Origin of the sequence: Streptosporangium sp. NPDC002721 (assembly GCF_042888905.1) — a bacterium.
GTDB lineage: Bacteria > Actinomycetota > Actinomycetes > Streptosporangiales > Streptosporangiaceae > Streptosporangium.
Genome location: NZ_JBIAQI010000008.1, coordinates 13,421 through 35,428, shown reverse-complemented (window position 1 = coordinate 35,428; position 22,008 = coordinate 13,421). Strand labels below are relative to the sequence as shown.

Below are 22,008 nucleotides of genomic sequence, written 5' to 3'. Positions count from 1 at the left end.
CCTCGGTCCGAGATTCCCTCAGCCGGGGAACGAGATGTGGGCGGGCGGCACGTGGGCGGCCAGCCAGACGCCGTTGGCACTGACCCGGAACTCGTGGCCCGCCCGGTGCATCTCCCCCGAGCGGACGACCAGCACGACCGGCCTGCCCCGGCGCGCGCCCACGCGGACCGCGGTCTCCCTGTCGGGTGACAGGTGCACGGCGTGCCGGGTCATCGGCCGCAGGCCCTCCTGCCGGATGGCGGTCACGTACGCGCCCACGGTCCCGTGGAACAGGAACTCGGGCGGCTCGACCGGGGGAAGGCCCAGGTCGACGCCTGTCGAGTGGCCCTGGTTGGCGCGGATCCGGTCGCCCTCGACGGTGAAGCGCCGCTTGTCGTTGCCCGCGACCACCAGGTCGAGCTCGTCACGGGTGATCGCGAAGCCGTGCCGCGCGGCGGCGGCCAGCAGGGTGTCGACGTCTGTCCAGCCCTGCGGGTCGAGGACCAGCCCGATGCGCTCGGGCTGGTGCCTGAGATGCTTGGAGAGGTATTTGGAGACCCGGACGAGCCGTTCGTCGTCCATGGGCCGTCTGTCGTCCATGGGTCACCAGGATGATGACCCGCGCCGCCGTTTTCCACCGGATTCACGCCCGGCGCCCCGGCCCGGCCGCATGTCCGGCCGCGTGTCCGGGCGGGTTCGTGAACCCTGCCTCCGTACCTTCCGCCGAAAGGTCGTCCGGGGCCGGTGCGGGGTGAGCTCAGCCGTCGGCGGCCCAGCCGTGGGTGCGTTTGAGGACGGCGGCCACGCGGGCGAAGCGGGCGCCGTCGAGGACGGAGCCCTCGCGCCGGATGTCGCCTTCGGCGAGGGTGAAGACCCGGTCCAGGCGCAGGTAGGAGACCCGGTTCTCGCGGTCCCACTGGCCGGGGCCGATCTCCAGCCAGTCGCCCGGGTCGCCACCGCCGCCCCGGCTGGACAGCATCAGCGCGAGCAGCTTGCGCCCGTGGCGGCCGACGACCAGCAGCGGTCTGTCCTTGCCCCGGTCGGGATCCTCCTCGTAGGGGACCCAGGCCCAGACGATCTCACCGGGGTCGGCGAGCCCGTCGAGGTCGGGGGAGTAGCTCAGGGTCGCGGCCCGGTCGACGCGGTAGACCTCGCTGACCGCGCCTCGGGCCGGCCGGGGGTCCTCACCAAGATCACGCACGCGTACAGCCTATTGCAGAGCCGGGTGCCGTCCAAGGGGTCGCGGGAAGCCGGGGAAGGGAGCGTGCCGCCCGGCTGGCCGGGAGCCAGCGGGGCGGCCGAGATCCGGGGGGCGGATGCCCTGGGCCGAACCTGGTTCGCGGACGGCTCAGCCGCCGCTCTTGCGGCGGAAGGAGCGCTTGGCCGCAGCCGGGCCGTGAGCACCGTGGATCTTCGAGGAGTTCTTCCCCTTGCCCCCGGCGCCCGCGTCCGCCTGGGCGAGCTTCTTGCGCTCCAGTGCCTCGCGGAACTTGCGCTTCAGCTCCTCGTCGGAACTTTCGGAGCCTTCGGGCTCCGGCGTGACGTCAGACATTACAGACCTCCTGATCTATCGGGCGGTCCAACCCCGACCAACAGGATCATCATCCTCTCATCCGGACCCTTCCGGCGTGCAGGCCCCCCGCTTCGGCTCTGAGAGGAAGGAGACTCCGGCTCTGAGAGGAAGGAGGCCCCGAGGGGGAGCTCCTCGATGGGGGCGGGGGCTCCGGGAAGGGGGCGAGGGGTTCCGGGAGGGGAGGGCGCGTGCCGTGACCGCGCCGGTGCGTCGCCCGCCATGCCGGTGCGTGCCGGTGCGTGCCCGGGGCCGTCGTCCCGCGTCGACGCGTCTCCAGGCCGTCGTTCCGGGTCAGTGCATGCCCAGGGCCATCATCAGCAGCAGGCCGGCCAGGTGGCCGACGACCACGAAGACGATCACGAAGACGAAGACGAACTTCGCCGGGCCGTGCTCGAAGTGCCGGCCCTCCTTGAGGGTGGAACGCCTGGCCTGGCGCTCGGCGATCCGCTCCTCGATCGGCTTGCTGTGAAACATGGGGATCCTTTGCTCGCCGACGATTGGGGCGATAATGGTTTGTGTACTAATTATCGTACTATGTCGGTTGGAGGTGCGCGTGAGTGACACGGTCGATCCCCTGAGCCTGGAAAGCCAGGTGTGCTTCGCCCTGGCGATCGCCTCGCGGAACGTCATCGGGCTCTACCGGCCCCTGCTGGATCCGATGGGCCTCACCCACCCCCAGTATCTGGTCATGCTCGCCCTCTGGGAGCGGGCACCGCTGTCGGTCAAGGAGCTGAGCAAGCTACTGAGACTCGACCCCGGTACGCTGTCCCCGCTGCTGAAGCGTCTCGAGGCCGTCGGCTACATCCGGAGGCGGCGTGACAGCCAGGACCAGCGTGTCCTGGCCGTCTCGCTCACACCGGAGGGCCGCAGGCTGCGGGACGAGGCGGAGAAGGTTCCGCCGGCGATCGTCGGTCGTCTGGGTATGAACCTGGAGGAGCTCCGGGAGCTCCACCGGTCGCTGACACAGGTGATCGCCGCGGCGGACGGCGCGCATCACTGATTCGCGAAGAATCAGAGGACAGGGAGAGGAAAGGCTCATGGCCGGAAGTCACGGGGGAAGCCCCAAGTCTTGGCTCGCGGTGATCGTCATTCTGCTGGGGTTCACCGTGGGGGGCGTCGCCCTCTGCCTCGGTCCCAACTGGACGTTCTTCTGGGTCGGCGCCGGGATCATCGCGATCGGCGGTGTGATCGCCCTGATGGTCGACATCTTCTCGGACGTCATCATCGACGCGCCCCGCGTGCCGATGGACCAGGGCCACAGCTGATCAGGCCGTCTGCAGCGCCTCCTCGACAGAGGTGAAGACCTCGAAGGAGGTGCGCAGGCCGGTGATGGCGAGGATCCGCTCCAGGGTGCCGTGCACGCCGACGAGGGCGAGCCGGACGCCCAGGGCGCGGCTCCGCCGGAGCGCCAGGATCAGCTCGGCGACCCCGGTGGAGTCGCAGAAGGTGAGGCCCGTGACGTCGGCCACGACCACGGAGGGCGTCTCGGCGGCCCACGCCTTGTCCAACTCCGCGCGCAGCGCGGGGGAATGCCGGTAGTCGAGCTCTCCGAGCACCCGGACGACGTACCCCGTCTCGAGCAGGCTCGATGAGACCGTGAAAAAGGCCATGCTGCGCTCCTTTGCCCGCGGGTGGCAGGGCGGGCTGCCTTTTTACTACCAGTTCCGGGACCCTCGTGCCCCGGCGGGGTCTCAAATGATCCGGTACAGCAGCTCGGGTCGTCCGAGTCCACCGTACTGGGGCACCCGGTGCGTGACCCCGCTCTCCGTCAGATGCTCCAGGTATCGGCGGGCGGTCACCCGGGAGACGCCGATCGCCGCCCCCGCGGTCTGGGCCGACAGGCCGCCGGGGGCCCCGCGCAGCTCCGCCAGTACGGCGTCGAGGGTAGCCTGCGTCATCCCCTTCGGCAGGGGGCTCTGCGCCGGGCCCCGCAGCGCCGCCAGCGCGCGGTCCACCTCGCCCTGGCCGCTCGCCTCCCCCGTGGCCTCCACCGACGACCGGAACTCGGCGTAGCGGGTGAGCTTCTCGCTCAGCGAGGCGAAGGTGAACGGCTTGAGCAGGTACTGGGCCACGCCGACGGAGACGGCCGACCTGACCACCGACAGGTCACGCGCCGAGGTGACCGCGATGACGTCCGACATCACCCCGGCCGCCCGCAGCGCCCGGCACACCTCCAGCCCGTGCATGTCCGGCAGGTAGAGGTCGAGCAGGATCAGGTCGACGGGGTGCCTGCGCAGGAAGCGCAGCGCGTCGCCGCCGGACCTGACCACCCCCGCCACCCGGAAGCCTGGCACCCGCTCCACGAAGACCCGGTTCGCCTCGGCGGTGATCTCCTCGTCCTCGACGACCAGTACCGAGATCATGAGACGCCCTTCCCCCGCCGCAGTGGCAGCCGTACGGTGAACACCGCGCCCGTCCCGCTCTCCGCCGGTCGCCCGGCACCTGCCTCACCCGTGACGGCACGGGTGGCCACCACGGCCATGCCCGCCCCGGCCGCCGTCGCCCCCTCGGCCCGTCCCGCCTCGGCCCGCTTCGCCTCGGCCCGTCCCGCTTCGGCCCGTCCCGCTTCGGCCCGCGCCACCTCGTCCGTCCGGCTCAGGGCGTCCGCCCGGCCCACCTTGTCTGTCCGGCTTACCTCGTCTGCCCGGCCCGGCTCGTCCGTGTGGTCCGGCTCGTCCGTGCGGTCCGGGCCGGGCGTGCCGCCGACCTCGATCGTCCCGCCCATGCGGCGGACCGCCTGGCCGACCATGGCCAGGCCGAGGCCGCGCCCGTCGCCCTTGGTGGTCCATCCCCGCCGGAAGGCCTCGCCCGCCGTCGCCGGGTCGAGGCCGGGCCCGCTGTCCGCCACGCTGATCACGAAGGTCGTGTCGTCGGCGCGCAGCCGCACCTCCACCCGCGCGGGCCGGGTGCCCGACGTGCCCGACGTGGCCGCGTCCGCCGCGTTGTCTATCAGGTTGCCGACGATCGTCACCAGGTCGCGGGTGTCCAGGCCGAGGTCGTCGAGCTCGCTGTCCGGGGTGATCGACAGCTCCACCCCGCGCTCCCCGGCCTCCGCGCTCTTGCCCAGCAGCAGCGCGGCGAGCACCGGTTCGCGTACGGCGCCCATCACCCGGTCGGTGAGCTGCTGGGCGGCCTTGATCTCCTCGGTCGCGAACGCCACCGCCTGTTCGGCGCGGCCCAGCTCGACGAGGGTGATGACCGTGTGCAGCCGGTTGGCCGACTCGTGCGCGGCGGCCCGCAGGGAGTCGGCGAAGCCGCGCTCGGCGTTGAGCTGCCCGGTCAGGGACTGCAGCTCCGTGTGGTCGCGGAGGGTGACCACGGTGCCGAGCGAGCGGTTGCCGGAGCGCACCACCGCCACGTTCACCACCAGCGTCCGCTCCCCGGTCATGTGGATCTCGTCGCTGCGGTTCTCGGCCGCCGCCAGCCGCTCGCCCAGCGAGGGGGGAAGGCCGAGACGGGTGACGTGCCTGCCGTTCACCTCGCCCGCCAGTCCCAGGAGCTCCCTGGCCCCGTCGTTGCAGAGCGTGACCGTGCCCGCGTCGTCGACGAGCAGCAGTCCTTCCCGTACGGCGTGCAGGATCGCGTCGTGGTACTCGTACATCCGGCTCAGCTCGGCGGGGCCCATCCCGTGTGTCTGGCGGCGCAGCCGGGCCCCGACCAGGTAGGTGCCCGCCCCGCCGACGGACAGGCCGAGCAGGCCGATCAGCGCGGCGCCGGTGATCTGCCCGCGGAGCCTGACGCTGATCTTGCTGATCGTGATGCCCCCGCTGACCAGGGCCCGTACCTCGCCGCGGGCGTCGCGGACCGGGGCGACGGCGCGGACCGAGGGGCCGAGCGTGCCGGTGTAGGTCTCGGTGAAGACCTGCCCCGCCAGGGCGGGCGCGGTGTTGCCGAGGAAACGGCGGCCGATCTCGGCGGGGTTGGGATGGGTGTAGCGCACGCCGTCGAGGCTCATGATCGTGATGAAGTCGACCCCGGTCTCCCGCCGCACCCGTTCCGCGTACGGCTGCAGGGCCGCCGGGTCGTCCAGGGAGGCGAGGACGGAGGGGGAGTCGGCCACGCTGACGGTCACCGCCCTGGCGGTGCCGGTGGCCTCCTCGACGAGCAGCTCACGCATCTGCAGGAACGCCAGCAGGGCGCCACCGGTCACGGTGACGCCTACGACGACGATCTGGAGGGCCAGCATCTGCCTGGCCAGACTCCAGTCGCGGATGCGTCTGGGAAGTTTCCGCAAGTTCACGAACGAAATGTACGCAATGGTGACTTAGATCACAGGGCCGGAGATAGTCGCTCGACCGGATTTTTCCTCTAGCGCGGTGGAGCACGCATGAGCGCGGCCCGAGACAAAACACATTACCTGTACATAGCCGTCATCGCTGCCGTGGTCGCCGGGATCGCGATCGGGTTCGCGGCCCCCGACGTCGGCGTGGCCCTGAAGCCGCTCGGCACCGCCTTCGTCGCCCTGATCAAGATGATGATCAGCCCGATCATCTTCTGCACCATCGTGCTCGGCGTCGGATCGGTCACCAAGGCCGCGAAGGTCGGACGGGTCGGCGGCCTCGCGCTCGGCTACTTCATCGCCATGTCGACCGTCGCGCTGGGCATCGGCCTGCTCGTGGGCAACCTGGTCGACCCCGGACAGGGCCTGCAGCTCACCGACGAGCTGCGCAAGGCCGCCGAGGCCGAGGCGGCCAAGGGCGGCGAGACCGACACGGTGTCGTTCCTGCTCGGGATCATCCCCACCACGCTGGTGTCGGCGTTCACCGAGGGCCAGGTGCTGCAGACCCTCCTGGTCGCGCTGCTCACCGGGTTCGCCCTGCAGGCGATGGGCGAGCGCGCCAAGCCCATCCTGAACGGCATCACGCACATCCAGCGGCTCGTCTTCCGGATCCTCGCCATGATCATGTGGGCCGCCCCGGTCGGCGCCTTCGGCGCGATAGCCGCGGTCGTCGGCGCCACCGGCATGGACGCGCTCAGGAGCCTCGGCGTCATCATGCTCGCCTTCTACCTGACCTGCGTGCTCTTCGTGTTCGTCATCCTCGGCCCGATGCTCTGGCTGGTGGCGCGGGTCGGCCTGTTCTCGCTGCTGCGCTATCTGGGCAGGGAGTTCCTGCTGATCCTGTCGACCTCGTCCTCGGAGTCGGCCCTGCCCCGCCTGATCGCCAAGATGGAGCACCTCGGGGTGAGCAAGCCCGTCGTCGGCATCACCGTGCCGACCGGGTACTCCTTCAACCTGGACGGCACGGCCATCTACCTCACCATGGCCACGTTGTTCGTCGCGAGCGCCACCGGCGCCCCCCTCGCCTTCGGCGAGCAGGTCTCCCTGCTGGTGTTCATGATGATCGCCTCGAAGGGCGCCGCCGGGGTCACCGGCGCGGGCCTGGCCACCCTCGCGGGCGGCCTGCAGTCCCACCGCCCCGACCTGGTCGACGGCGTCGGCCTCATCGTCGGCATCGACCGCTTCATGTCCGAGGCGCGGGCACTGACCAACTTCGCCGGAAACGCGGTCGCCACCGTCCTGATCGGCACCTGGACGGGCGAGTTCGACCGGGAGCGCGCGAGCGAGGTCCTGGCGGGCAGGGCGCCGTTCGACGAGACGACCCTCCTCGACGACGACGAGCACGGCGACGACGACCCGCCGCCCGCGCCGCCCTCCTCGCGGACGGACGACCCGGCCCTGTCGCCGGTGTAGCGACGGCGGTCGTACGGGCCGGTGGTGGACACCTTTCCGGGAGGGGTGTCCACCACCGGCCCGTACGCGTGAGGGCCCGTGCGGTCACCCGGCCGGCTCCCGCAGGCCGGCGGCGTTGACACCCCTGCCACCGCGCCCTAGTTTGTGCAGGCCGCAGACGAATGATCGAGGAATCGAAGGGGAGCGGTGGATGGCCGTCATCGATGCCCACCAGCACTTCTGGAACCTGGAGACGGGCTCCTACTCCTGGCTGACGCCGGAGGCGGGGCCGCTCTACCGCACCTTCGCCCCCGAGGAACTCCTCCCGCAGCTCGCCGCGGCCGGTGTGGAGCGGACCGTGCTGGTCCAGGCCGCCGACACCTACGCCGACACCGACGCCATGCTGGCGCAGGCGGACGCCTACGACGTCGTCGCGGCCGTGGTGGGATGGGTGCCGCTGAACCGGCCCGACGAGGCGGCCGGGGCGCTGGAGCGCTACGGCAGGCATCCGAGGTTCGCCGGGGTGAGGCACCTCATCCACGACGACCCCGACCCCGACTGGGTCGTCCAGGACACGGTGGTCGAGAGCCTGGGCCTGCTCGCCGCGGCGGGGCTGCCGTTCGACGTGGTCGCGGTGCTGCCCAGGCACCTGGAGCACGTGTCGTTCCTCGCCGAGCGCCTCCCCGGGCTGCGGCTGGTCATCGACCATCTGGCCAAGCCGCCGATCAGGGAGAAGGGCTGGGAGCCGTGGGCGTCGCTCATCGCCCGCGCCGCCGAGCATCCCAACGTGTACGGCAAGGTGTCCGGTCTCAACACCGCCGCCGACCCCGGGACGTGGACGGCGGAGGATCTTCGTCCCTACGTCGACCACGCGCTCGAGGTGTTCGGCCCCGAGCGGCTGATGTTCGGCAGCGACTGGCCGGTGGCCGTCCTCGCGGGTGACTACGCCAGGGTCTGGGAGGAGACCGGGGTGCTGCTGTCGGGCCTCGACGCGGCCGGCCGGGACGCCGTCCTCGGCGGCACCGCCGCGCGCTTCTACGGCATCGAGGCCTGACCGGGTCCGCTCGTCCCCGGGTCGGCTCGCTCTGTCCTCAGGCTGATTCGCGCAGGAAGCCGATGCTCGCCGCGAGGCCGCGGACGTCGACGCCGAGGCGGCGCAGGATGGAGACCGAGGCGTTCGAGGCGTCGGCCAGCAGGCCCTTCAGCAGATCCTCGTCGGTCACCCCTGAGCCGGAGCCCGTACTGGAACCGGTGCCGGTGCCGGAGCCTGAACGGGAACCTGCGCTGGAGCCGGTGCCGGAGGTGTACAGGGCGACCTCGACGACCTTTCTCGCCCGGGCGGTGAGGAGCAGGTCGCCGGCCGGGCCGCTGAGCGTCACGTTCAGCGGGCGGAGCCTGGAGCGCGTCAGGCGCCAGGCCAGGGGGTCCTCCCTCCGGGCCGGGAGGCGCCGCCTGATCTCGTCCAGGTCGATGCCGATGGCGGCCAGCAGCTCGCGGTCGCCCGCGCGACCTCGCGCGGCCTCGCGTTCGCGGATCTCCACGCCGACCGCCTCCGAAGTGATCACTAAGCCCGCCACCGGCCAGGACTCGGCCAGGGCGAGCAGGAACATGTCCTCGTCGAGCGTGGTGCGGCCGTGGTCGAGCGACAGCAGTCCGGCGCGGACCGTGGTCCGCCGGGCTTCGGGGGTGAATCTCGCGAACATCGTCAGCTCCCGCCCTCGGTGATCCGGTGTGCGTGCTTGCGGTGGGCGGTCTGCCGCCTGACTCCGAGCGCCGCGGCGACGATCTCCCAGGACGCCCCCCGGCTCCTGGCCTCGATGACGTGCGCGGCCTCCAGCTCCTCCAGGAGCCTGCGCAGCGCCGCCACGGCCGCCAGCGCCACCACCGGGTCCTCGCCGTCGACGGCCTCGGCGAGCTTGCTCAGCGATCCCATGCCGTCAGCATAAGCTGACACGCTCTCTTTTGTCAGCATTTGCTGACGTTATTTCCGTACAGCCTGGTGCTCCCGGTGGCTCGCAGCGTTCCGGGCGGGGACGCGCTAGCGTGCAGGGGTGGACAGGATCTTCACCGTCGAGGAGGCGCGGGCGCTGATGCCCGTGCTGCTGGAGCGGGCCACCGCGTTCGTGACGATGCGGGGTGAGCTGGCCGAGCTCGCGTACGAGCTCCGCAGCACCGGCACCTCCGAGGCCGGTGGGCTGGCGGAGGCGAAGGCCTACGAGGCCAGGCTGGAGGAGATCCTCGGCTGGTTCGAGGAGCGGGGCATCGAGGTCAAGGGGGTCGCGCCCCTGCTGGTCGACTTCCCCTCGGTGCTCGACGGCGTACGGGTGCGGCTGTGCTGGCTCGAAGGGGATCGCGAGCTGGTGTGGTACCACCGGGACGAGCTCGGCTTCGCCGGTCGCAGGCCCCTTCCCTGACCGCGATCCCCTGGGGCCCGATTACTCGATCACGAGGTTGACCGGGATGTTGCCCCGGGTGGCGTTGGAGTAGGGGCAGACCTGGTGGGCGGCCTCGACGAGGGCGGTGCCGGCCTCCCCGTGCAGCTGGTCGGGGAGCTCGACGCGCAGCGTCACGGCGAGCGCCAGGCCCTTGTCCTCCTTGACGAGACCCACCTCGGCGGTCACCGAGGCGTCGGAGACGTCGAGCTTCTGCTTGCGGCCGATCAGCTGGAGCGCGCTGGCGAAGCAGGCGGCGTATCCGGCCGCGAACAGCTGCTCGGGGTTGGTGCCCTCGCCGGAGCCGCCCATCTCCTGCGGCGGGGCGAGGGTCACGTCGAGGCGCTTGTCGGACGAGACCGCCCGTCCTTCCCGGCCGCCGGCGTTGGCGGTGGCGATGGCGGTGTAAAGCACACTCATCGGGATCTCCTTCTCAATTTTGGGCAACTCAATTGTGCGCAATTTAGTTGATAACAGTCAAGTTCGGTACAATCGTGATGTGAAGATCTCCGTCGAGAACCTGGTCTGTTTCGACGTGCACGCGGCGTCTCGCGCGCTGGACGCCGTCTACCGCAAGGTGCTGGCCGAGCTCGGCCTCACCTACCCGCAGTACCTGGTCATGACGGTGCTCTGGGATCGCGAGCCGCTGACGGTCAAGGAACTCGGCGTGAAGCTGCGGCTCGACTCGGGCACCCTGTCGCCGCTGCTGAAGCGGCTGGAGGCGGCGAGCCTGGTACGCCGGGAGCGCAGCGCCGACGACGAGCGGTCCGTGCTGGTGCGGCTCACGTCCAAGGGAGCCCAGCTGGAGGAGCGGGCGTGCGACGTCCCCCTCCAGATCTTCGAGGCGTCCGGTCTCGCCCCCTCGGAGGTCGTCGACCTGCAGAACACCCTGCGCCGCCTCACCGCCTCCCTCGACGAGGCGGCACGGTGAGCACGGCCGACGACGTGCGCCGCGTCGCCGTGGCGCTGCCCAGGACCGAGGAGAGGCTCGTCAGGGACCGGGTGACGTTCCGGGTGGGCCGGATCGTCTATGTCGCGATCTCGCCGGACGAGACCTCGATGGGCTTCGCCTTCCCCAGGGAGGAGCGGGCCGCGCTGGTCGCGGCCGAGCCGGAGAGGTTCCACATGCCCCGGCCCTCCGACGAGCGTTACAACTGGGTCCGGGTCCGGCTCGCGGCGATCGACGAGGCCGAGACGCGGGAGCTCGTCGAGGAGGCCTGGCGGATGGTCGCTCCCAAGAGGCTCGCGGTCGCCCATCTCGGGGAGCCGGTGGTCAGGAGGTTCCGCTGAGGTGGACCTCCCGGGCCAGCTTCGTCGTCTGGGCGGTGGAGCGCTGCCAGGTGGTCCCCGCCGGGTGGGCGGTGAGCAGGACCATGATCCAGCGCTCCCCGGGGCCGACGAGCCCTGTGGTGTGCAGAACCGGGTGCCCCAGGTCGGGAACCGGCCCGGCCTGAGCGGACACGACCTGTGCGGCGGGGGCCGTCTGAGTGGCGGGCACGACCCGCGCGGTGAGCGCGACGTCACCGCCGGACGCGGGCCGAGCCGCGGATGCGGACGTATCGGCGGATGCGGACGTGTCAAAGGCCGCGGCCGTAGAAGTGGATGCGGACGTGTCGAAGGTCGCGGCCGTGGAAGCGGGTGTGGACGTGTCGAAGGTCGCGGCCGTGGAGGCGGTCGCCGGGGAGGCCGCGGGGCGGCAGCGGACCGGGGGTGTGGAGCCGTACCCCGACCAGCCCTGCTTGACCGCCCAGGGCCCGCGCACCCCGCGCGGGATGCCGAAGTACTGGTCGAACCCGTCGGAGCCGCACTGCCCCGACCTGCGCAGGTGGCCCAGGATCAGGTCGCGGACCCCGGGGTCGGCCCGGTCGAGCAGATAGCGGTAGGTCCTGACGACGTCCATCGCGCTGAGCGAGGTGTAACCCCAGAAGCCGGGCTTGTCGGCCGGTGGGGGAGCGGTGTCGGTGAGCCGCAGCTTGCGTGCCATCCGCTGGACGATCCTCCCCTGGCCGCCCCTGGTCCAGAAGGACGTCGCCGCGTTGTCGTCACTCACCCGCAGCATGGCCTTGAGCAGCGCCAGGTCGCGCGAGGGAACGCTCTTGCGTGACTCCAGATGGTCGATCGCGATGAGGATCTTCACCACCGACGCCGACCGGAATCTCCGGTGCGCGTTGCGGTACTCGGTCACCTTCCCCGCCTGCCGGTCGAAGACCACGTACCCGGCGGTCACCCCGGCCGGGACGCGTGGCTTCCCTGGCGCGGTGGCCAAAGCCAAAGCCGAAGCGGGGGCCGTGGCCGAAGCCGGGGCCGTGGCCGCGATGAGGGGAAGAGTCAGTGCGAGTACTGCCAGAAGACGCGTCACGGGACAAATGCCTATCAGATCCCGGTGCCGACGTCAGGGAGACGCCCTCCTCGGATCTCCCCGTCCCGGACGCGAGCGCTCCGGCGGACAGGCTTCGACAAGCTTCGGCGAGCAGGCTCCGGCGATATAACCGACTAAACATGTAGAGATTAAGGGTTTTGGTGTTATTGTCGTCATATGTCGGCAGTTCCCTTGCATCTCGCCGTCGCGCTCGACGGCGCCGGATGGCATCCCGCGGCCTGGCGTGACCCCGCCGCCTCCCCGAAAGACCTGTTCACCGCCGCCTACTGGGCCGCCCTGGTGGCCGAGGCCGAGCACGGCCTCCTCGACTTCGTCACCATCGAGGACTCCCTCGCCCTGCAGACCACGCGCCTGGACGGCCACGACGGCCGTACCGACCAGGTACGCGGGCGTCTCGACGCCGTCCTCGTGGCCTCCAGGATCGCCCCGCTGACGAGCAGGATCGGGCTGGTGCCCACGGCCACCACCACGCACACCGAGCCCTTCCACGTCGCCGCCTCCATCGCCACCCTCGACTACGTCAGTTCCGGGCGGGCCGGATGGCGCCCCCAGATCTCCGGGCGCCACACCGAGGCCGCCCACTTCGGCCGCCGGGAGGTTCCCGAGCTGAGACCGGAGGACCTCGCCGACATCGCCAGGTCCCCCCTGGTGCGAGAGCTGTTCGGCGACGCCGCCGACGCCGTCGAGGCGGTGCGGCGCCTGTGGGACAGCTGGGAGGACGACGCGGTCATCCGCGACGTGGCCACCGGCCGGTTCGTCGACCGCGACAGGCTGCACTACGTCGACTTCGAGGGCGAGCGCTTCACCGTCAAGGGCCCCTCCATCGTGCCGCGCCCGCCCCAGGGCCAGCCGCTGGTCACCGCGCTGGCCCACGCCCGGCTGCCGTACGAGTTCGCCGCTCGCGGCGCCGACGTCGTCTACGTCACGCCGCACGACACCGGGCAGGTACGGGCCATCGTGGGTGAGGTGCGCGAGATCGAGGGCGAGGTGCGTGACCCGGACGCCGGAGAGCTGAAGATCTTCGCGGACCTCGTCGTGTTCCTGGGGGAGGGCGGGGACGACGCCCGCGAGCGCAGGGCCCGGCTCGACGAGCTCGACGGTGCCGCCTACACCTCCGACGCCGCCGTCTTCGCGGGCACGCCCGGCGAGCTCGCCGACCTGCTCCTGGAGTGGCGCGCGGCCGGGCTGGAGGGCTTCAGGCTGCGGCCCGCCGTGCTGCCGACCGACCTGAACGCCATCACGCGCGGCCTGGTGCCCGAGCTCCAGGCGCGCGACGCCTTCCGCCGCGCGTACGAGGCGGACACGCTGCGCGGCCACCTCCGCCTGCCCCGACCCGCCAGCCGCTACGCAGGGAGCCGACGATGAAGCAGGTCATCCTCGCCGCCCACTTCCCGGGCGTGAACAACCACACGGTCTGGAGCGATCCCGCCTCGGGCAGCCAGATCGACTTCGCCTCCTTCACCCACCTGGCACGGACCGCCGAACGCGGGAGGTTCGACTTCTTCTTCCTCGCGGACGGGCAACGGCTGCGCGAGCAGCGCGGGAAGATCCACGACCTCGACGTGGTCGGCCGCCCCGACTCGCTCACCGTACTCTCCGGCCTCGCCGCGGTCACCGACCACCTGGGCCTGGCCGGGACGATCAACGCCACCTTCAACGAGCCGTACGAGCTCGCCCGCAAGCTCGCCACCCTCGACCACCTGTCCGGCGGCCGGGCCGGGTGGAACGTCGTCACCTCCTCCGACGCGTTCACCGGGGAGAACTTCCGCAGGGGCGGTTTCCTGGAGCACGCGCAGCGCTACGAGCGGGCCGAGGAGTTCGTGCGGACCGTCAACGAGCTCTGGGACTCGTGGGCCGCCGAGGACCTCGTCGCCGACCCGGGGGCGGGCACGTTCGCCAGGCGGGAGGCGGGGGAGTTCGCCCACCGGGGCACCCACTTCGACATCGGCGGCCACTTCACCGTGCCGCGCAGCCCGCAGGGGCGCCCGCTCACCATCCAGGCCGGGGACTCCGAGGGCGGCAGGGCCTTCGCCGCGGCCACCGCCGACGCCATCTTCTCCCGGCACAGCAGGCTCCAGGACGGGCAGGCCTTCTACCGGGACGTCAAGTCGAGGCTGGCCGCGCACGGCCGGTCGCCCGACTCCCTGAAGATCCTGCCCGGCGCCACGTTCGCGCTCGGCGACACCGACGCCGAGGCCCAGGAGAACGCCGACCACATCCGCCGCCAGCAGGTCAGCCCGCAGACCGCGATCCTGCTGCTGGAGCAGCTGTGGAACCGAGACCTGTCGGCCTACGACCCCGAGGGCCCGCTGCCCGAGATCGACCCGGACGTCTCGGACGACTCGATCATCAAGGGCCGGACCCGGATGTCCCGCGACCCGCTCAAGACCGCGGCGGAGTGGCGGGCCCTGGCCGAGGCCAAGAAGCTCGGCATCCGCGACCTGATCATCGAGGTGACCGGGAGGCAGTCCTTCATCGGCTCGCCCTCGCGCGTCGCCGAGGAGATCAACGAGTTCGTGCAGGGCGACGCCTCCGACGGCTTCATCCTGGTGCCGCACCTCACCCCCGGCGGCCTGGACGACTTCGTCGACCGGGTCGTACCGCTGCTGCAGGAGCGCGGGGTCCTCCGCGCCGAGTACGAGACCACCACGCTGCGCGGCCACCTGGGCCTGGAGAACGAACGATGAAATTTCTGGCCATCACCCTGATCGTCCACGGCCCCGACCCCATCACCGGCGAGCTCAAGTCGACCAACGCGCGCCTGCGCGAGGTCGTCGAGAACGCCGTGCTCGCCGAGGAGCTCGGCTTCGACGGCTTCGGCGTCGGGGAGCGGCACGAGCGCCCGTTCATCTCCTCCTCCCCGCCGGTCGTGCTCAGCCACATCGCGGCCAGGACGTCGGCGATCAGGCTGTTCACCGCGGTCACCACGCTGAGCCTGCTGGACCCGGTACGCGCCTACGAGGACTACGCCACCCTCGACCACCTCTCCGGCGGCCGTCTGGAACTCATCATCGGCAAGGGCAACGGCGCCGCGCAGGCCCAGCTGTTCCACGTGACCGGCGAGGACCAGTGGGACCGCAACCGGGAGGGCTACGAGCTGTTCCGCCGCCTGTGGCGGGAGGACAGGGTGACCTGGTCGGGGAGGTTCCGGCCGTCCCTGACCGACGCGGAGACCTGGCCGCGCCCGCTGCAGAGGCCCATCCGCGTCTGGCACGGCAGCGCCACCAGCAAGGAGTCGGTGGAGCTCGCCGCCCTGTACGGCGACCCCCTCTTCTCCGCCAACGTCAGCAACCCCGTCGAGCCGTACGAGGAACTGGTCCGCCACTACCGCGAGCGCTGGGAGTTCCACGGCCACGACCCCGCCGACGCGCTGGTGGGCGCGGGCACCGCGGGCTACTACGCGACGAAGAACTCCCAGGACGCGATCGAGACCTACCGGCCGATCTTCAACGCCCGGCTGGAGCTGTTCAAGAAGGTCGGGGTGACCCCGGTCTTCCACACCCTGGAGGACGCGATCGAACGCAGCTCCATCCTGGTCGGCAGCCCGCAGCAGATCATCGACAAGGTCCACCGCTACCACGAGCGGCTCGGGCACGAGGTGATGCACCTGCACGCCGACGCCGACGGCCTCACCGACAAGCAGCACCGCGCGGCCCTGGAACTCTTCCAGAGCGACATCGCCCCCGTGCTGCGCGCGGAGATCCCCAGCAGGCCGTTCCCCCGGCACGGGAACGCCGAACACGGGAACGCCGAACACGGGAACGCCGAACACGGGAACGCCGAACAATCCGGGAGCCCGAGCCCCGAGGGTTCGCGGCACGAGGACGCGCGGGACGGGGGACGGGCATGACCTCCCTGTCGATCCTCGACCTCGCCCCCATCCCCTCCGGCGGCACCGCGGGCGACGCGCTGCGCAACACCCTGGACCTGGCCCGGCGGGCCGAGGGGTTCGGCTACCACCGCTACTGGGTGGCCGAGCACCACCTCGCGCCCGGCGTCGCCAGCGCCGCCCCCGCCGTGCTCATCGCCCTGGTGGCCGCCGCGACCAGCACGATCAGGGTCGGCTCGGGAGCCGTCCAGCTCGGTCACCAGACCGCGCTGTCGGTGGTCGAGCAGTTCGGTCTCGTCGACGCCCTCCACCCGGGCCGCATCGACCTCGGCCTGGGCCGTTCCGGCCAGCGCAAGGCCGAGTTCGCGGAGCTGGCGAGGAAGGCCCCGCCCCCGCTGAAGCCCGCCAGGGTCGTGGACGGGCTGCTCATCCCCGAGCCCTTCTCCTTCGCGGCGCTCGCCAGGTCGCCGCTGTTCTCCCTGTACGGCGCGCTGCTGCAGCAGCCCGGCGCGGAGAGCCCCGACTTCGCCGACCAGGTCGACGACATCGCGGCACTGCTGGCCGGGACCTACCGTTCCCCCGACGGGGTGGCCGCGCACGCCACGCCGGGCGAGGGCGCGGACCTGGCGCTGTGGATCCTGGGCAGCAGCGGCGGGCAGAGCGCGCAGGTGGCGGGGGAGCGCGGACTGCCCTTCGCGGCGAACTACCATGTCAGCCCGTCCGGGGTGCTGGAGGCCGCGGAGGCCTACCGGGAGGCGTTCAAGCCCTCGGAGGTCCTCGCCGAGCCCTACCTGGTCGTCTCGGCCGACGTCGTCGTGGCCGAGGACGACGAGACGGCGAGGGAGCTCGCCTCCCCGTACGGGCTCTGGGTCCGCAGCATCCGCACCGGCGCCGGGGCGATCCCGTTCCCGACACCGGCCGAGGCGGCGGCCCACGAGTGGACGGAGGAGGACCGCGCGCTGGTCGCCGACCGGCTCGCCACCCAGTTCGTCGGCTCCCCGCGGACCGTCGCGGAGAGGCTGCGCGTGCTGCGCGACGTCACCGGCGCCGACGAGCTGCTCGTCACCACCATCACCCACGACCACGCCGACCGGGTCCGCTCCTACGAACTGCTCGCCGCGGAATGGGAAGGAGGCACCGTCACGGACTGAACCCGCTCCACCCACGCCTCTTCCGGCACCCGGCGGTCACCGCCGGGTGCCGGAAGTTTTTCCGGGAATCCGGTACGAAAGACGTCGAGAACGCGTCGCGGGCTCCGACGTCCCCGGTGAGGCGCCCCGCCGGGGACGCCCGATCAGTCACCGGAGAGAGTCCCTGACCGGAAGGAATCCCCGATCGGGGGAGATCTCCGTCAGCGGAGGAGAACCGGAGGAACCGTCCCCTCGGGGGCGGGAAAGGACAGTGCCGTGAAGACCCCTGCCCTCGGCAGCATCCTGTTCGGCAGCGCCGACCCGGCCAGGCTGCACGCCTGGTATCTCGCCGCGCTGCGACCCGAGCACTTCGGGGACGGCTTCATCGACTTCGGCGGTGTCCGGGTGCTCTTCGAGGCCCGCGACGACGTCGCCCCGGCGGCCGCCGAGCCCGGACGGGTGATCTTCAACTTCCACGTGGAGGACGCCCGCGCCACGGCCGCGCACCTCGACGGTCTGGGGGTGACCTGGCTGGTCGAGGTCGAGAGACGGGAGGCCGGGCTGTTCGGCACGCTGGTCGACCCGGACGGCAACTATCTCCAGATCATCGAGCTCAGCCGCGAGTATCTCGCCGCCGCGCGGCGATGACCGGCCCTTGACGGATCCCGCCGGCCCTTGACGGATCCCGCCGGGCCCGCCGGGACGGCGGGCCCGGCGGATCTCAGGCGCGCTTGGCGATGGCGGTGATGAAGGGCTGGACGAGCCGCGCGGCCAGCGGGCCGAACGCGGCGAGGATGAGCACGTACGCGGCGGCCAGCGGCCCCAGGTCGGGATGGACCCCGGCGGCCACCGCGAGCCCGGCGATCACGATGTTGAACTCGCCCCGGGGGATGAGCGCGATGCCGGCCCGCGCCTGGCCCGCCTTGGCGATACCCGCCCGGCGGGCGGCGTAGGCACCGGTGAGCAGCTTCGTGATCATGCTGATCAACGCGAGCAGCGCGGCCAGCCCGGCGACCGGCAGGATCTTGGTCGGGTCGGTCTGCAGGCCGAAGAAGACGAAGAACACCGCGGCGAACAGGTCGCGGATCGGGGTGAGCAGCGCCTGGGCGTCCTCGGCCAGCTCCCCGGAGAGCGCGATGCCGACCAGGAAGGCGCCGACCGCGGCCGAGACCTGCAGCTGCTGGGCCACCCCGGCGACCAGCAGCGCGAGCCCGATGACCTTCAGCAGCAGCACCTCGGAGTTGGGGCTGGAGACGAACGCCTCGATGGCCTTGCCGTAGCGGAGCGCGACCAGCAGCACGACGCTGACCGCGGCCAGCGCGATCGCCACGGTGACCGCGCCGCTGGCGAGGCTCAGCCCGGCGAGCACCGCGGTGAGGACCGGCAGGTAGATCGCCATCGTGAGGTCCTCGAAGACCAGCAGCGACAGCACCACCGGCGTCTCGCGGTTACCGATCCACCCCAGGTCGGACAGGACCTTCGCGGTGATGCCCGAGGAGGTCGCGTACGTGACACCGGCCATCGCGATGGCGGCCACCGGACCCCAGCCCAGCAGCAGCGCGGCGATCGCGCCCGGCGCGGCGTTGAGCACCAGGTCGACGACGCCCGCGCGCGCGTTGCCCTTCAGGCTCGTCACGAGCTCGTCGGCGTTGTACTCCAGGCCGAGGGTGAGCAACAGCAGGATGACGCCGAGCTCGGCGCCGACCGCGATGAACTCCTCGCTGGTGGCGAGGGGCAGGATGCCGCCGGTGCCGAAGGCCAGGCCGGCGATGAGGTAGAGGGGGATGGGCGAGATGCCCACCTTCAGGGCGAGTGCTCCGAGTATGCCGAGCCCGAGAAGGACAGCACCGAGCTCAAGGAAGAGAATCGCAGTGTGCACCCGGTGCCCTACCCGCCGGAAAGGATGTCGGAGACGGCGGATGTGCTCTCGGGGCTGCCCACCACGACCACCACGTCGCCCTCGGCCAGCCCGAAGTCGGGGGCGGGGCTGGCGAACACCTGGCCGTCGCGCACCACGGCCACGATCGAGGCGCCGGTGCGGGTGCGGACGCGCGCGTCACCCATCGGGCGGCCGGCGTACGGGGAGCCGGGCAGGATCGGCAGCTGCAGGCTGACCAGGCCCTCGACCTCGCGGTGCAGGTCGTTGAGGCGCTGCACGATGCGCGGGGCGCCGAGCAGCTCGGCGAGCGCGTCGGCCTCCTCGTCGTTCATCTTGACGGTCTCGCACGCGCGGTCGGGATCGTCGGGGTCGTATATCACCAGGTCACGCCGTCCGGTGCGGTGAGAGACGATCCCGATGCGCCTGCCCGACCGCGTCGTGAACTCGTGCCGCAGTCCTATACCGGGCAGTGCCGTCTGCTCGACCTCCACCGTGCCAGCTCCTCCGCTTGCGTGTGCGTTCGTCCTTTACCGAAAACCTACCAATCATGGGCCGGAGCCACGTTACCGACTAAACCCTGTATTTCCGATTGACTTTGTGGGTTATTTGCCGCACGATGAACGGGAATCCAACCTCCCGCCGTGAATGAGGTTCTCCTTGTCCGCTCCCGCCGTCGACGCGGGGATGCGACAGCGGGCCGTGCCGGCACGGTCGCGCGTCCCCCTGTCCTCCGCCGCCTGGCAGCGTCTCGTCAGCCCCCTGGTCATCGTCGTCGTCTGGCAGGTCGCCAGCGCCACCGGGCTCCTCCCGGAACGGCTCCTCGCCTCACCCCTGAAGATCCTCACCACCGCCGCGGGGCTCGTCCAGGAGGGTGTCCTGCCCGAGGCGATCGCCGTCTCGCTCCAGCGGGCCGCGATCGGCTTCACCCTGGGCGCCGTCGCCGGGATCGGGCTGGCCCTGGTCGCCGGGCTCAGCCGCGTGGGCGAGAACGCCGTCGACCCCCCGCTGCAGATGCTGCGGGCGCTCCCGCTGTTCGGGCTGATCCCGCTGTTCATCCTCTGGTTCGGCATCGGGGAGATCCCCAAGGTGGCCCTGGTCGCCCTCGGCGTGCTCTTCCCGCTCTACCTCAACACCTTCTCCGGGATCCGCGGCGTCGACGGCAAGCTCGCCGAGGTGGCCCGGGTGCTGCGGCTGAGCCGCACGGAGACGGTCACCCAGATCGTCCTGCCGGGCGCGCTGGCGCAGACCCTCGTCGGCCTGCGGCAGAGCCTGGGCGTGGCCTGGCTGGCGCTGATCGTGGCCGAGCAGATCAACGCGGACGCCGGGCTGGGATACATGATCAACAATGCCCGGGAGTTCCTGCGCACCGACGTGGTCGTCGTCGGCCTGATCGTCTACGCGATCCTCGGCCTGCTCACCGACGCCGTGGTACGCCTGCTGGAGAGGAGGGCCCTGTCATGGCGGCAGAACTTCCTGTCACGCTGACCTCGCCCCACACCGAGACCCCGTCCCACACCGAGATCCCCGCCCGCACCGGGACCTCTGCCCGTACCGAGGCCCGGTCCGCCGCGGGGGGCCGGCCCTCCGGCGAGATCCCGTCCCGTACGGTGGCTCCGGCGGCGGCGGTCAGGGGGCTCACCCGCGCGTTCGGCGAGCGGAAGGTCCTCGACGGGATCGACCTGGAGATCGGTCAGGGCGAGTTCGTCGCCCTGCTCGGCCGGAGCGGCTCTGGCAAGTCCACCCTCCTGCGGGTGCTCGCGGGGCTCGACCCCGGCGCCGAGGGTGGGGTCGAGGTGGGCGGCACGGTCGCCGTGGCCTTCCAGGAGCCCCGGCTCGTGCCGTGGAGGCGGGTCCTGGCCAACGTCGCCCTCGGCCTGCGCGCCCCCGACCCGGGAGCCGCCGCGCTGGCCGCGCTGGAGGAGGTCGGCCTCGGCGCGCTGCGCGGCGCCTGGCCGCTCACCCTGTCGGGCGGCGAGGCCCAGCGGGCCTCCCTGGCCAGGGCGCTGGTCCGCGAGCCAGGCCTGCTCCTGCTGGACGAGCCGTTCAGCGCCCTGGACGCGCTGACCCGCATCACCATCCACCGGCTCGTGCTCGACCTGTGGGCGAGGCACCGGCCCGGAATCCTGCTCGTCACCCACGACGTGGACGAGGCCATGCTGCTGGCCGACCGTGTCCTGGTGCTCGACGGGGGCGTCATCGCCCACGAGTCCAGGGTCGAGCTGCCCCGGCCCCGCCACCGTGACCACCCCGATCTCGTCGCACTGCGCTCCACCCTGCTCGACCGGTTAGGCGTCATCCCGGAGGGAACCGCATGAAACATCGCATCACCGCCCTGATCGCCGCGGCCCTGCTCCTGACCGTCACCGCCGCCTGCGGGGCGGGGGAGGAGCAGGCCGTACGCGCCGACGGCTCGGTCGACCTGTCCCAGGTGACGCTGCGCGTCGGCGACCAGAAGGGCACGGGCCTGCAGGCGCTGCTGACCGCGGCCGGCCAGCTCGACGACGTCAAGTACAAGGTGACCTGGTCCCAGTTCACCTCGGGGCCGCCGCTCCTGGAGGCCATCAACGCCGGCTCCCTGGACTTCGGCGCGGTGGGCAACGCCCCGCCGGTCTTCGCGGCGTCCGCCGGGGCGAAGATCTCCATCGTCGCGGTCTCGGAGAAGCAGGTCGGGGGCCAGGCCATCGTCGTCCCGGCCGACTCGCCCATCAAGGCCCCGGCCGACCTGCGCGGCAAGCGCGTCGCCGTCGCCAAGGGCAGCTCCTCGAACTTCCACCTGCTGGCCGTGCTGAAGAAGGAGGGCCTGAGCTTCGAGGACATCCAGCCCCAGTACCTCCAGCCGCCGGACGCCCTCGCCGCGCTCTCCTCCGGCAAGATCGACGCCTGGGCCATCTGGGACCCCTACACCGCCCAGGCCGAGGTCCAGACCAAGGCGCGCATCCTGATCGACGGCGAGGGCTACGCCAACGGCTTCGAGTTCCAGATCACCGGCAGGGACACCCTGGCCGACCCGGCCCGCACGGCGGCGCTGGGCGACTGGGTGACGCGGATCCGCAAGGCGCACAAGTGGGCCAACGACAACCAGGACGAGTGCGCGATTGTCATTTAGTCATATAGGTTTGACCTGCCACGATGTGG

General features: G+C 71.5%; 28 protein-coding genes. 15 read left to right on the top strand and 13 right to left on the bottom strand.

All coding sequences use genetic code 11. The features are described from left to right. Nucleotides 1–18: 18 nt before the first annotated feature. The 4 genes from ACFYWM_RS12465 to ACFYWM_RS12450 all read right to left on the bottom strand — a co-directional run bounded on the left by ACFYWM_RS12465 (nucleotide 19) and on the right by ACFYWM_RS12450 (nucleotide 2,026). Nucleotides 19–561, bottom strand: a complete 543-nt coding sequence (locus ACFYWM_RS12465; protein WP_389913605.1) for an RNA 2'-phosphotransferase — start codon at nucleotides 559–561, stop codon at nucleotides 19–21. A 175-nt stretch (nucleotides 562–736) separates the two neighbouring features. Continuing rightward, complete coding sequence (locus ACFYWM_RS12460) at nucleotides 737–1,180, bottom strand: type II toxin-antitoxin system PemK/MazF family toxin (RefSeq protein WP_389912844.1); 444 nt, start codon at nucleotides 1,178–1,180, stop codon at nucleotides 737–739. A gap of 147 nt (nucleotides 1,181–1,327) precedes the next feature. Continuing rightward, nucleotides 1,328–1,531 (bottom strand): DUF5302 domain-containing protein, encoded by a 204-nt coding sequence (locus ACFYWM_RS12455; protein ID WP_389912841.1) that lies wholly within the window; start codon nucleotides 1,529–1,531, stop codon nucleotides 1,328–1,330. Nucleotides 1,532–1,843: 312 nt separating this feature from the next. Then, nucleotides 1,844–2,026: a hypothetical protein gene (locus tag ACFYWM_RS12450; RefSeq protein ID WP_362873986.1), complete on the bottom strand. Its 183-nt coding sequence runs from the start codon at nucleotides 2,024–2,026 to the stop codon at nucleotides 1,844–1,846. A gap of 79 nt (nucleotides 2,027–2,105) precedes the next feature. Here ACFYWM_RS12450 and ACFYWM_RS12445 point away from each other — a divergent pair, with 79 nt between their 5' ends. Together ACFYWM_RS12445 and ACFYWM_RS12440 are read left to right on the top strand one after the other, a co-directional pair. Further along, on the top strand, nucleotides 2,106–2,552 hold the full coding sequence (locus ACFYWM_RS12445; RefSeq protein ID WP_389912838.1) for a MarR family winged helix-turn-helix transcriptional regulator: 447 nt from the start codon (nucleotides 2,106–2,108) through the stop codon (nucleotides 2,550–2,552). A gap of 37 nt (nucleotides 2,553–2,589) precedes the next feature. Continuing rightward, a complete protein-coding gene (locus ACFYWM_RS12440) occupies nucleotides 2,590–2,817 on the top strand; it encodes an HGxxPAAW family protein (protein WP_389912835.1) in 228 nt (75 codons plus the stop codon). Here the strand turns inward: ACFYWM_RS12440 and ACFYWM_RS12435 are convergent, their stop codons facing one another. The 3 genes from ACFYWM_RS12435 to ACFYWM_RS12425 form a co-directional block, all read right to left on the bottom strand. Then, nucleotides 2,818–3,162 (bottom strand): anti-sigma factor antagonist, encoded by a 345-nt coding sequence (locus ACFYWM_RS12435; protein WP_389912832.1) that lies wholly within the window; start codon nucleotides 3,160–3,162, stop codon nucleotides 2,818–2,820. An 81-nt stretch (nucleotides 3,163–3,243) separates the two neighbouring features. Then, the gene (locus tag ACFYWM_RS12430) at nucleotides 3,244–3,915 is read right to left on the bottom strand and encodes a response regulator (protein WP_389912829.1); all 672 of its coding nucleotides are present in this window, start codon (nucleotides 3,913–3,915) and stop codon (nucleotides 3,244–3,246) included. Further along, entirely contained in the window at nucleotides 3,912–5,792 is a 1,881-nt protein-coding gene (locus ACFYWM_RS12425) for an ATP-binding protein (RefSeq protein WP_389912826.1), read from the bottom strand. The genes ACFYWM_RS12430 and ACFYWM_RS12425 overlap by 4 nt, the downstream gene beginning before the upstream one ends. 87 nt (nucleotides 5,793–5,879) lie before the next feature. Here ACFYWM_RS12425 and ACFYWM_RS12420 point away from each other — a divergent pair, with 87 nt between their 5' ends. Continuing rightward, a complete protein-coding gene (locus ACFYWM_RS12420; RefSeq protein ID WP_389912823.1) occupies nucleotides 5,880–7,244 on the top strand; it encodes a cation:dicarboxylate symporter family transporter in 1,365 nt (454 codons plus the stop codon). Nucleotides 7,245–7,434: 190 nt separating this feature from the next. Further along, on the top strand, nucleotides 7,435–8,277 hold the full coding sequence (locus ACFYWM_RS12415; protein WP_389912820.1) for an amidohydrolase family protein: 843 nt from the start codon (nucleotides 7,435–7,437) through the stop codon (nucleotides 8,275–8,277). A 37-nt stretch (nucleotides 8,278–8,314) separates the two neighbouring features. Here the strand turns inward: ACFYWM_RS12415 and ACFYWM_RS12410 are convergent, their stop codons facing one another. After that, the gene (locus tag ACFYWM_RS12410; protein ID WP_389912817.1) at nucleotides 8,315–8,926 is read right to left on the bottom strand and encodes a hypothetical protein; all 612 of its coding nucleotides are present in this window, start codon (nucleotides 8,924–8,926) and stop codon (nucleotides 8,315–8,317) included. Nucleotides 8,927–8,928: 2 nt separating this feature from the next. Further along, nucleotides 8,929–9,156, bottom strand: a complete 228-nt coding sequence (locus ACFYWM_RS12405; protein ID WP_389912815.1) for a helix-turn-helix domain-containing protein — start codon at nucleotides 9,154–9,156, stop codon at nucleotides 8,929–8,931. Nucleotides 9,157–9,274: 118 nt separating this feature from the next. Here ACFYWM_RS12405 and ACFYWM_RS12400 point away from each other — a divergent pair, with 118 nt between their 5' ends. Further along, nucleotides 9,275–9,637 (top strand): DUF2203 domain-containing protein, encoded by a 363-nt coding sequence (locus ACFYWM_RS12400; RefSeq protein WP_389912813.1) that lies wholly within the window; start codon nucleotides 9,275–9,277, stop codon nucleotides 9,635–9,637. A gap of 21 nt (nucleotides 9,638–9,658) precedes the next feature. Here ACFYWM_RS12400 and ACFYWM_RS12395 read toward each other — a convergent pair whose 3' ends face one another. Next, nucleotides 9,659–10,075, bottom strand: a complete 417-nt coding sequence (locus tag ACFYWM_RS12395) for an organic hydroperoxide resistance protein (RefSeq protein WP_389912811.1) — start codon at nucleotides 10,073–10,075, stop codon at nucleotides 9,659–9,661. A 79-nt stretch (nucleotides 10,076–10,154) separates the two neighbouring features. Between ACFYWM_RS12395 and ACFYWM_RS12390 the strand changes: the two genes are divergently transcribed. Both ACFYWM_RS12390 and ACFYWM_RS12385 read left to right on the top strand, forming a co-directional pair. Then, nucleotides 10,155–10,586, top strand: coding sequence for a MarR family winged helix-turn-helix transcriptional regulator (locus tag ACFYWM_RS12390; protein ID WP_389912808.1), 432 nt, complete (start codon nucleotides 10,155–10,157; stop codon nucleotides 10,584–10,586). After that, a complete protein-coding gene (locus ACFYWM_RS12385; protein ID WP_389912806.1) occupies nucleotides 10,583–10,945 on the top strand; it encodes an MmcQ/YjbR family DNA-binding protein in 363 nt (120 codons plus the stop codon). The genes ACFYWM_RS12390 and ACFYWM_RS12385 overlap by 4 nt, the downstream gene beginning before the upstream one ends. Here the strand turns inward: ACFYWM_RS12385 and ACFYWM_RS12380 are convergent. Further along, the gene (locus ACFYWM_RS12380) at nucleotides 10,929–11,921 is read right to left on the bottom strand and encodes a hypothetical protein (protein ID WP_389912803.1); all 993 of its coding nucleotides are present in this window, start codon (nucleotides 11,919–11,921) and stop codon (nucleotides 10,929–10,931) included. The two genes, ACFYWM_RS12385 and ACFYWM_RS12380, sit on opposite strands and share 17 nt — an antisense overlap. A gap of 270 nt (nucleotides 11,922–12,191) precedes the next feature. Between ACFYWM_RS12380 and ACFYWM_RS12375 the strand changes: the two genes are divergently transcribed. The 5 genes from ACFYWM_RS12375 to ACFYWM_RS12355 all read left to right on the top strand — a co-directional run bounded on the left by ACFYWM_RS12375 (nucleotide 12,192) and on the right by ACFYWM_RS12355 (nucleotide 17,642). Beyond that, nucleotides 12,192–13,400, top strand: coding sequence for an LLM class flavin-dependent oxidoreductase (locus tag ACFYWM_RS12375; protein WP_389912800.1), 1,209 nt, complete (start codon nucleotides 12,192–12,194; stop codon nucleotides 13,398–13,400). Continuing rightward, nucleotides 13,397–14,722 (top strand): NtaA/DmoA family FMN-dependent monooxygenase, encoded by a 1,326-nt coding sequence (locus ACFYWM_RS12370; RefSeq protein ID WP_389912798.1) that lies wholly within the window; start codon nucleotides 13,397–13,399, stop codon nucleotides 14,720–14,722. Before ACFYWM_RS12375 ends, ACFYWM_RS12370 begins: the two co-directional genes overlap by 4 nt. Continuing rightward, nucleotides 14,719–15,885 carry an LLM class flavin-dependent oxidoreductase gene (locus ACFYWM_RS12365; protein ID WP_389912795.1) on the top strand — a complete coding sequence of 389 codons (1,167 nt, stop codon included), beginning with the start codon at nucleotides 14,719–14,721 and terminating at the stop codon, nucleotides 15,883–15,885. Before ACFYWM_RS12370 ends, ACFYWM_RS12365 begins: the two co-directional genes overlap by 4 nt. Then, nucleotides 15,882–17,015, top strand: a complete 1,134-nt coding sequence (locus ACFYWM_RS12360; protein ID WP_389912792.1) for an MsnO8 family LLM class oxidoreductase — start codon at nucleotides 15,882–15,884, stop codon at nucleotides 17,013–17,015. Before ACFYWM_RS12365 ends, ACFYWM_RS12360 begins: the two co-directional genes overlap by 4 nt. A gap of 255 nt (nucleotides 17,016–17,270) precedes the next feature. Next, entirely contained in the window at nucleotides 17,271–17,642 is a 372-nt protein-coding gene (locus ACFYWM_RS12355; RefSeq protein ID WP_389912789.1) for a VOC family protein, read from the top strand. A gap of 73 nt (nucleotides 17,643–17,715) precedes the next feature. Here ACFYWM_RS12355 and ACFYWM_RS12350 read toward each other — a convergent pair whose 3' ends face one another. Both ACFYWM_RS12350 and ACFYWM_RS12345 read right to left on the bottom strand, forming a co-directional pair. Next, nucleotides 17,716–18,873, bottom strand: coding sequence for a cation:proton antiporter (locus ACFYWM_RS12350; RefSeq protein ID WP_350967605.1), 1,158 nt, complete (start codon nucleotides 18,871–18,873; stop codon nucleotides 17,716–17,718). A gap of 8 nt (nucleotides 18,874–18,881) precedes the next feature. Further along, complete coding sequence (locus tag ACFYWM_RS12345; RefSeq protein WP_389912785.1) at nucleotides 18,882–19,364, bottom strand: cation:proton antiporter regulatory subunit; 483 nt, start codon at nucleotides 19,362–19,364, stop codon at nucleotides 18,882–18,884. A 166-nt stretch (nucleotides 19,365–19,530) separates the two neighbouring features. On the opposite strand from ACFYWM_RS12345, the gene ACFYWM_RS12340 reads away from it, so the two are divergent. Genes ACFYWM_RS12340 through ACFYWM_RS12330 form a run of 3 tightly spaced genes read left to right on the top strand, consistent with a single transcriptional unit; the run spans nucleotide 19,531 to nucleotide 21,979 of the window. Then, a complete protein-coding gene (locus tag ACFYWM_RS12340; RefSeq protein WP_389912782.1) occupies nucleotides 19,531–20,358 on the top strand; it encodes an ABC transporter permease in 828 nt (275 codons plus the stop codon). Continuing rightward, on the top strand, nucleotides 20,331–21,188 hold the full coding sequence (locus ACFYWM_RS12335; RefSeq protein WP_389912779.1) for an ABC transporter ATP-binding protein: 858 nt from the start codon (nucleotides 20,331–20,333) through the stop codon (nucleotides 21,186–21,188). Before ACFYWM_RS12340 ends, ACFYWM_RS12335 begins: the two co-directional genes overlap by 28 nt. Further along, nucleotides 21,185–21,979 carry an ABC transporter substrate-binding protein gene (locus ACFYWM_RS12330; RefSeq protein WP_389912776.1) on the top strand — a complete coding sequence of 265 codons (795 nt, stop codon included), beginning with the start codon at nucleotides 21,185–21,187 and terminating at the stop codon, nucleotides 21,977–21,979. Before ACFYWM_RS12335 ends, ACFYWM_RS12330 begins: the two co-directional genes overlap by 4 nt. The last annotated feature ends 29 nt before the right edge of the window (nucleotides 21,980–22,008 follow it).

Excerpts from the sequence above, each read along its gene's own strand:
- ACFYWM_RS12465 (WP_389913605.1), bottom strand. The coding sequence starts at position 561 with ATGGACGACGAACGGCTCGTCCGGGTCTCCAAATACCTCTCCAAGCAT.
- ACFYWM_RS12455 (WP_389912841.1), bottom strand. The coding sequence starts at position 1,531 with ATGTCTGACGTCACGCCGGAGCCCGAAGGCTCCGAAAGTTCCGACGAG.
- ACFYWM_RS12450 (WP_362873986.1), bottom strand. The coding sequence starts at position 2,026 with ATGTTTCACAGCAAGCCGATCGAGGAGCGGATCGCCGAGCGCCAGGCC.
- ACFYWM_RS12440 (WP_389912835.1), top strand. The coding sequence starts at position 2,590 with ATGGCCGGAAGTCACGGGGGAAGCCCCAAGTCTTGGCTCGCGGTGATC.
- ACFYWM_RS12435 (WP_389912832.1), bottom strand. The coding sequence starts at position 3,162 with ATGGCCTTTTTCACGGTCTCATCGAGCCTGCTCGAGACGGGGTACGTC.
- ACFYWM_RS12430 (WP_389912829.1), bottom strand. The coding sequence starts at position 3,915 with ATGATCTCGGTACTGGTCGTCGAGGACGAGGAGATCACCGCCGAGGCG.
- ACFYWM_RS12420 (WP_389912823.1), top strand. The coding sequence starts at position 5,880 with ATGAGCGCGGCCCGAGACAAAACACATTACCTGTACATAGCCGTCATC.
- ACFYWM_RS12415 (WP_389912820.1), top strand. The coding sequence starts at position 7,435 with ATGGCCGTCATCGATGCCCACCAGCACTTCTGGAACCTGGAGACGGGC.
- ACFYWM_RS12410 (WP_389912817.1), bottom strand. The coding sequence starts at position 8,926 with ATGTTCGCGAGATTCACCCCCGAAGCCCGGCGGACCACGGTCCGCGCC.
- ACFYWM_RS12405 (WP_389912815.1), bottom strand. The coding sequence starts at position 9,156 with ATGGGATCGCTGAGCAAGCTCGCCGAGGCCGTCGACGGCGAGGACCCG.
- ACFYWM_RS12395 (WP_389912811.1), bottom strand. The coding sequence starts at position 10,075 with ATGAGTGTGCTTTACACCGCCATCGCCACCGCCAACGCCGGCGGCCGG.
- ACFYWM_RS12375 (WP_389912800.1), top strand. The coding sequence starts at position 12,192 with ATGTCGGCAGTTCCCTTGCATCTCGCCGTCGCGCTCGACGGCGCCGGA.
- ACFYWM_RS12370 (WP_389912798.1), top strand. The coding sequence starts at position 13,397 with ATGAAGCAGGTCATCCTCGCCGCCCACTTCCCGGGCGTGAACAACCAC.
- ACFYWM_RS12365 (WP_389912795.1), top strand. The coding sequence starts at position 14,719 with ATGAAATTTCTGGCCATCACCCTGATCGTCCACGGCCCCGACCCCATC.
- ACFYWM_RS12360 (WP_389912792.1), top strand. The coding sequence starts at position 15,882 with ATGACCTCCCTGTCGATCCTCGACCTCGCCCCCATCCCCTCCGGCGGC.
- ACFYWM_RS12335 (WP_389912779.1), top strand. The coding sequence starts at position 20,331 with ATGGCGGCAGAACTTCCTGTCACGCTGACCTCGCCCCACACCGAGACC.
- ACFYWM_RS12330 (WP_389912776.1), top strand. The coding sequence starts at position 21,185 with ATGAAACATCGCATCACCGCCCTGATCGCCGCGGCCCTGCTCCTGACC.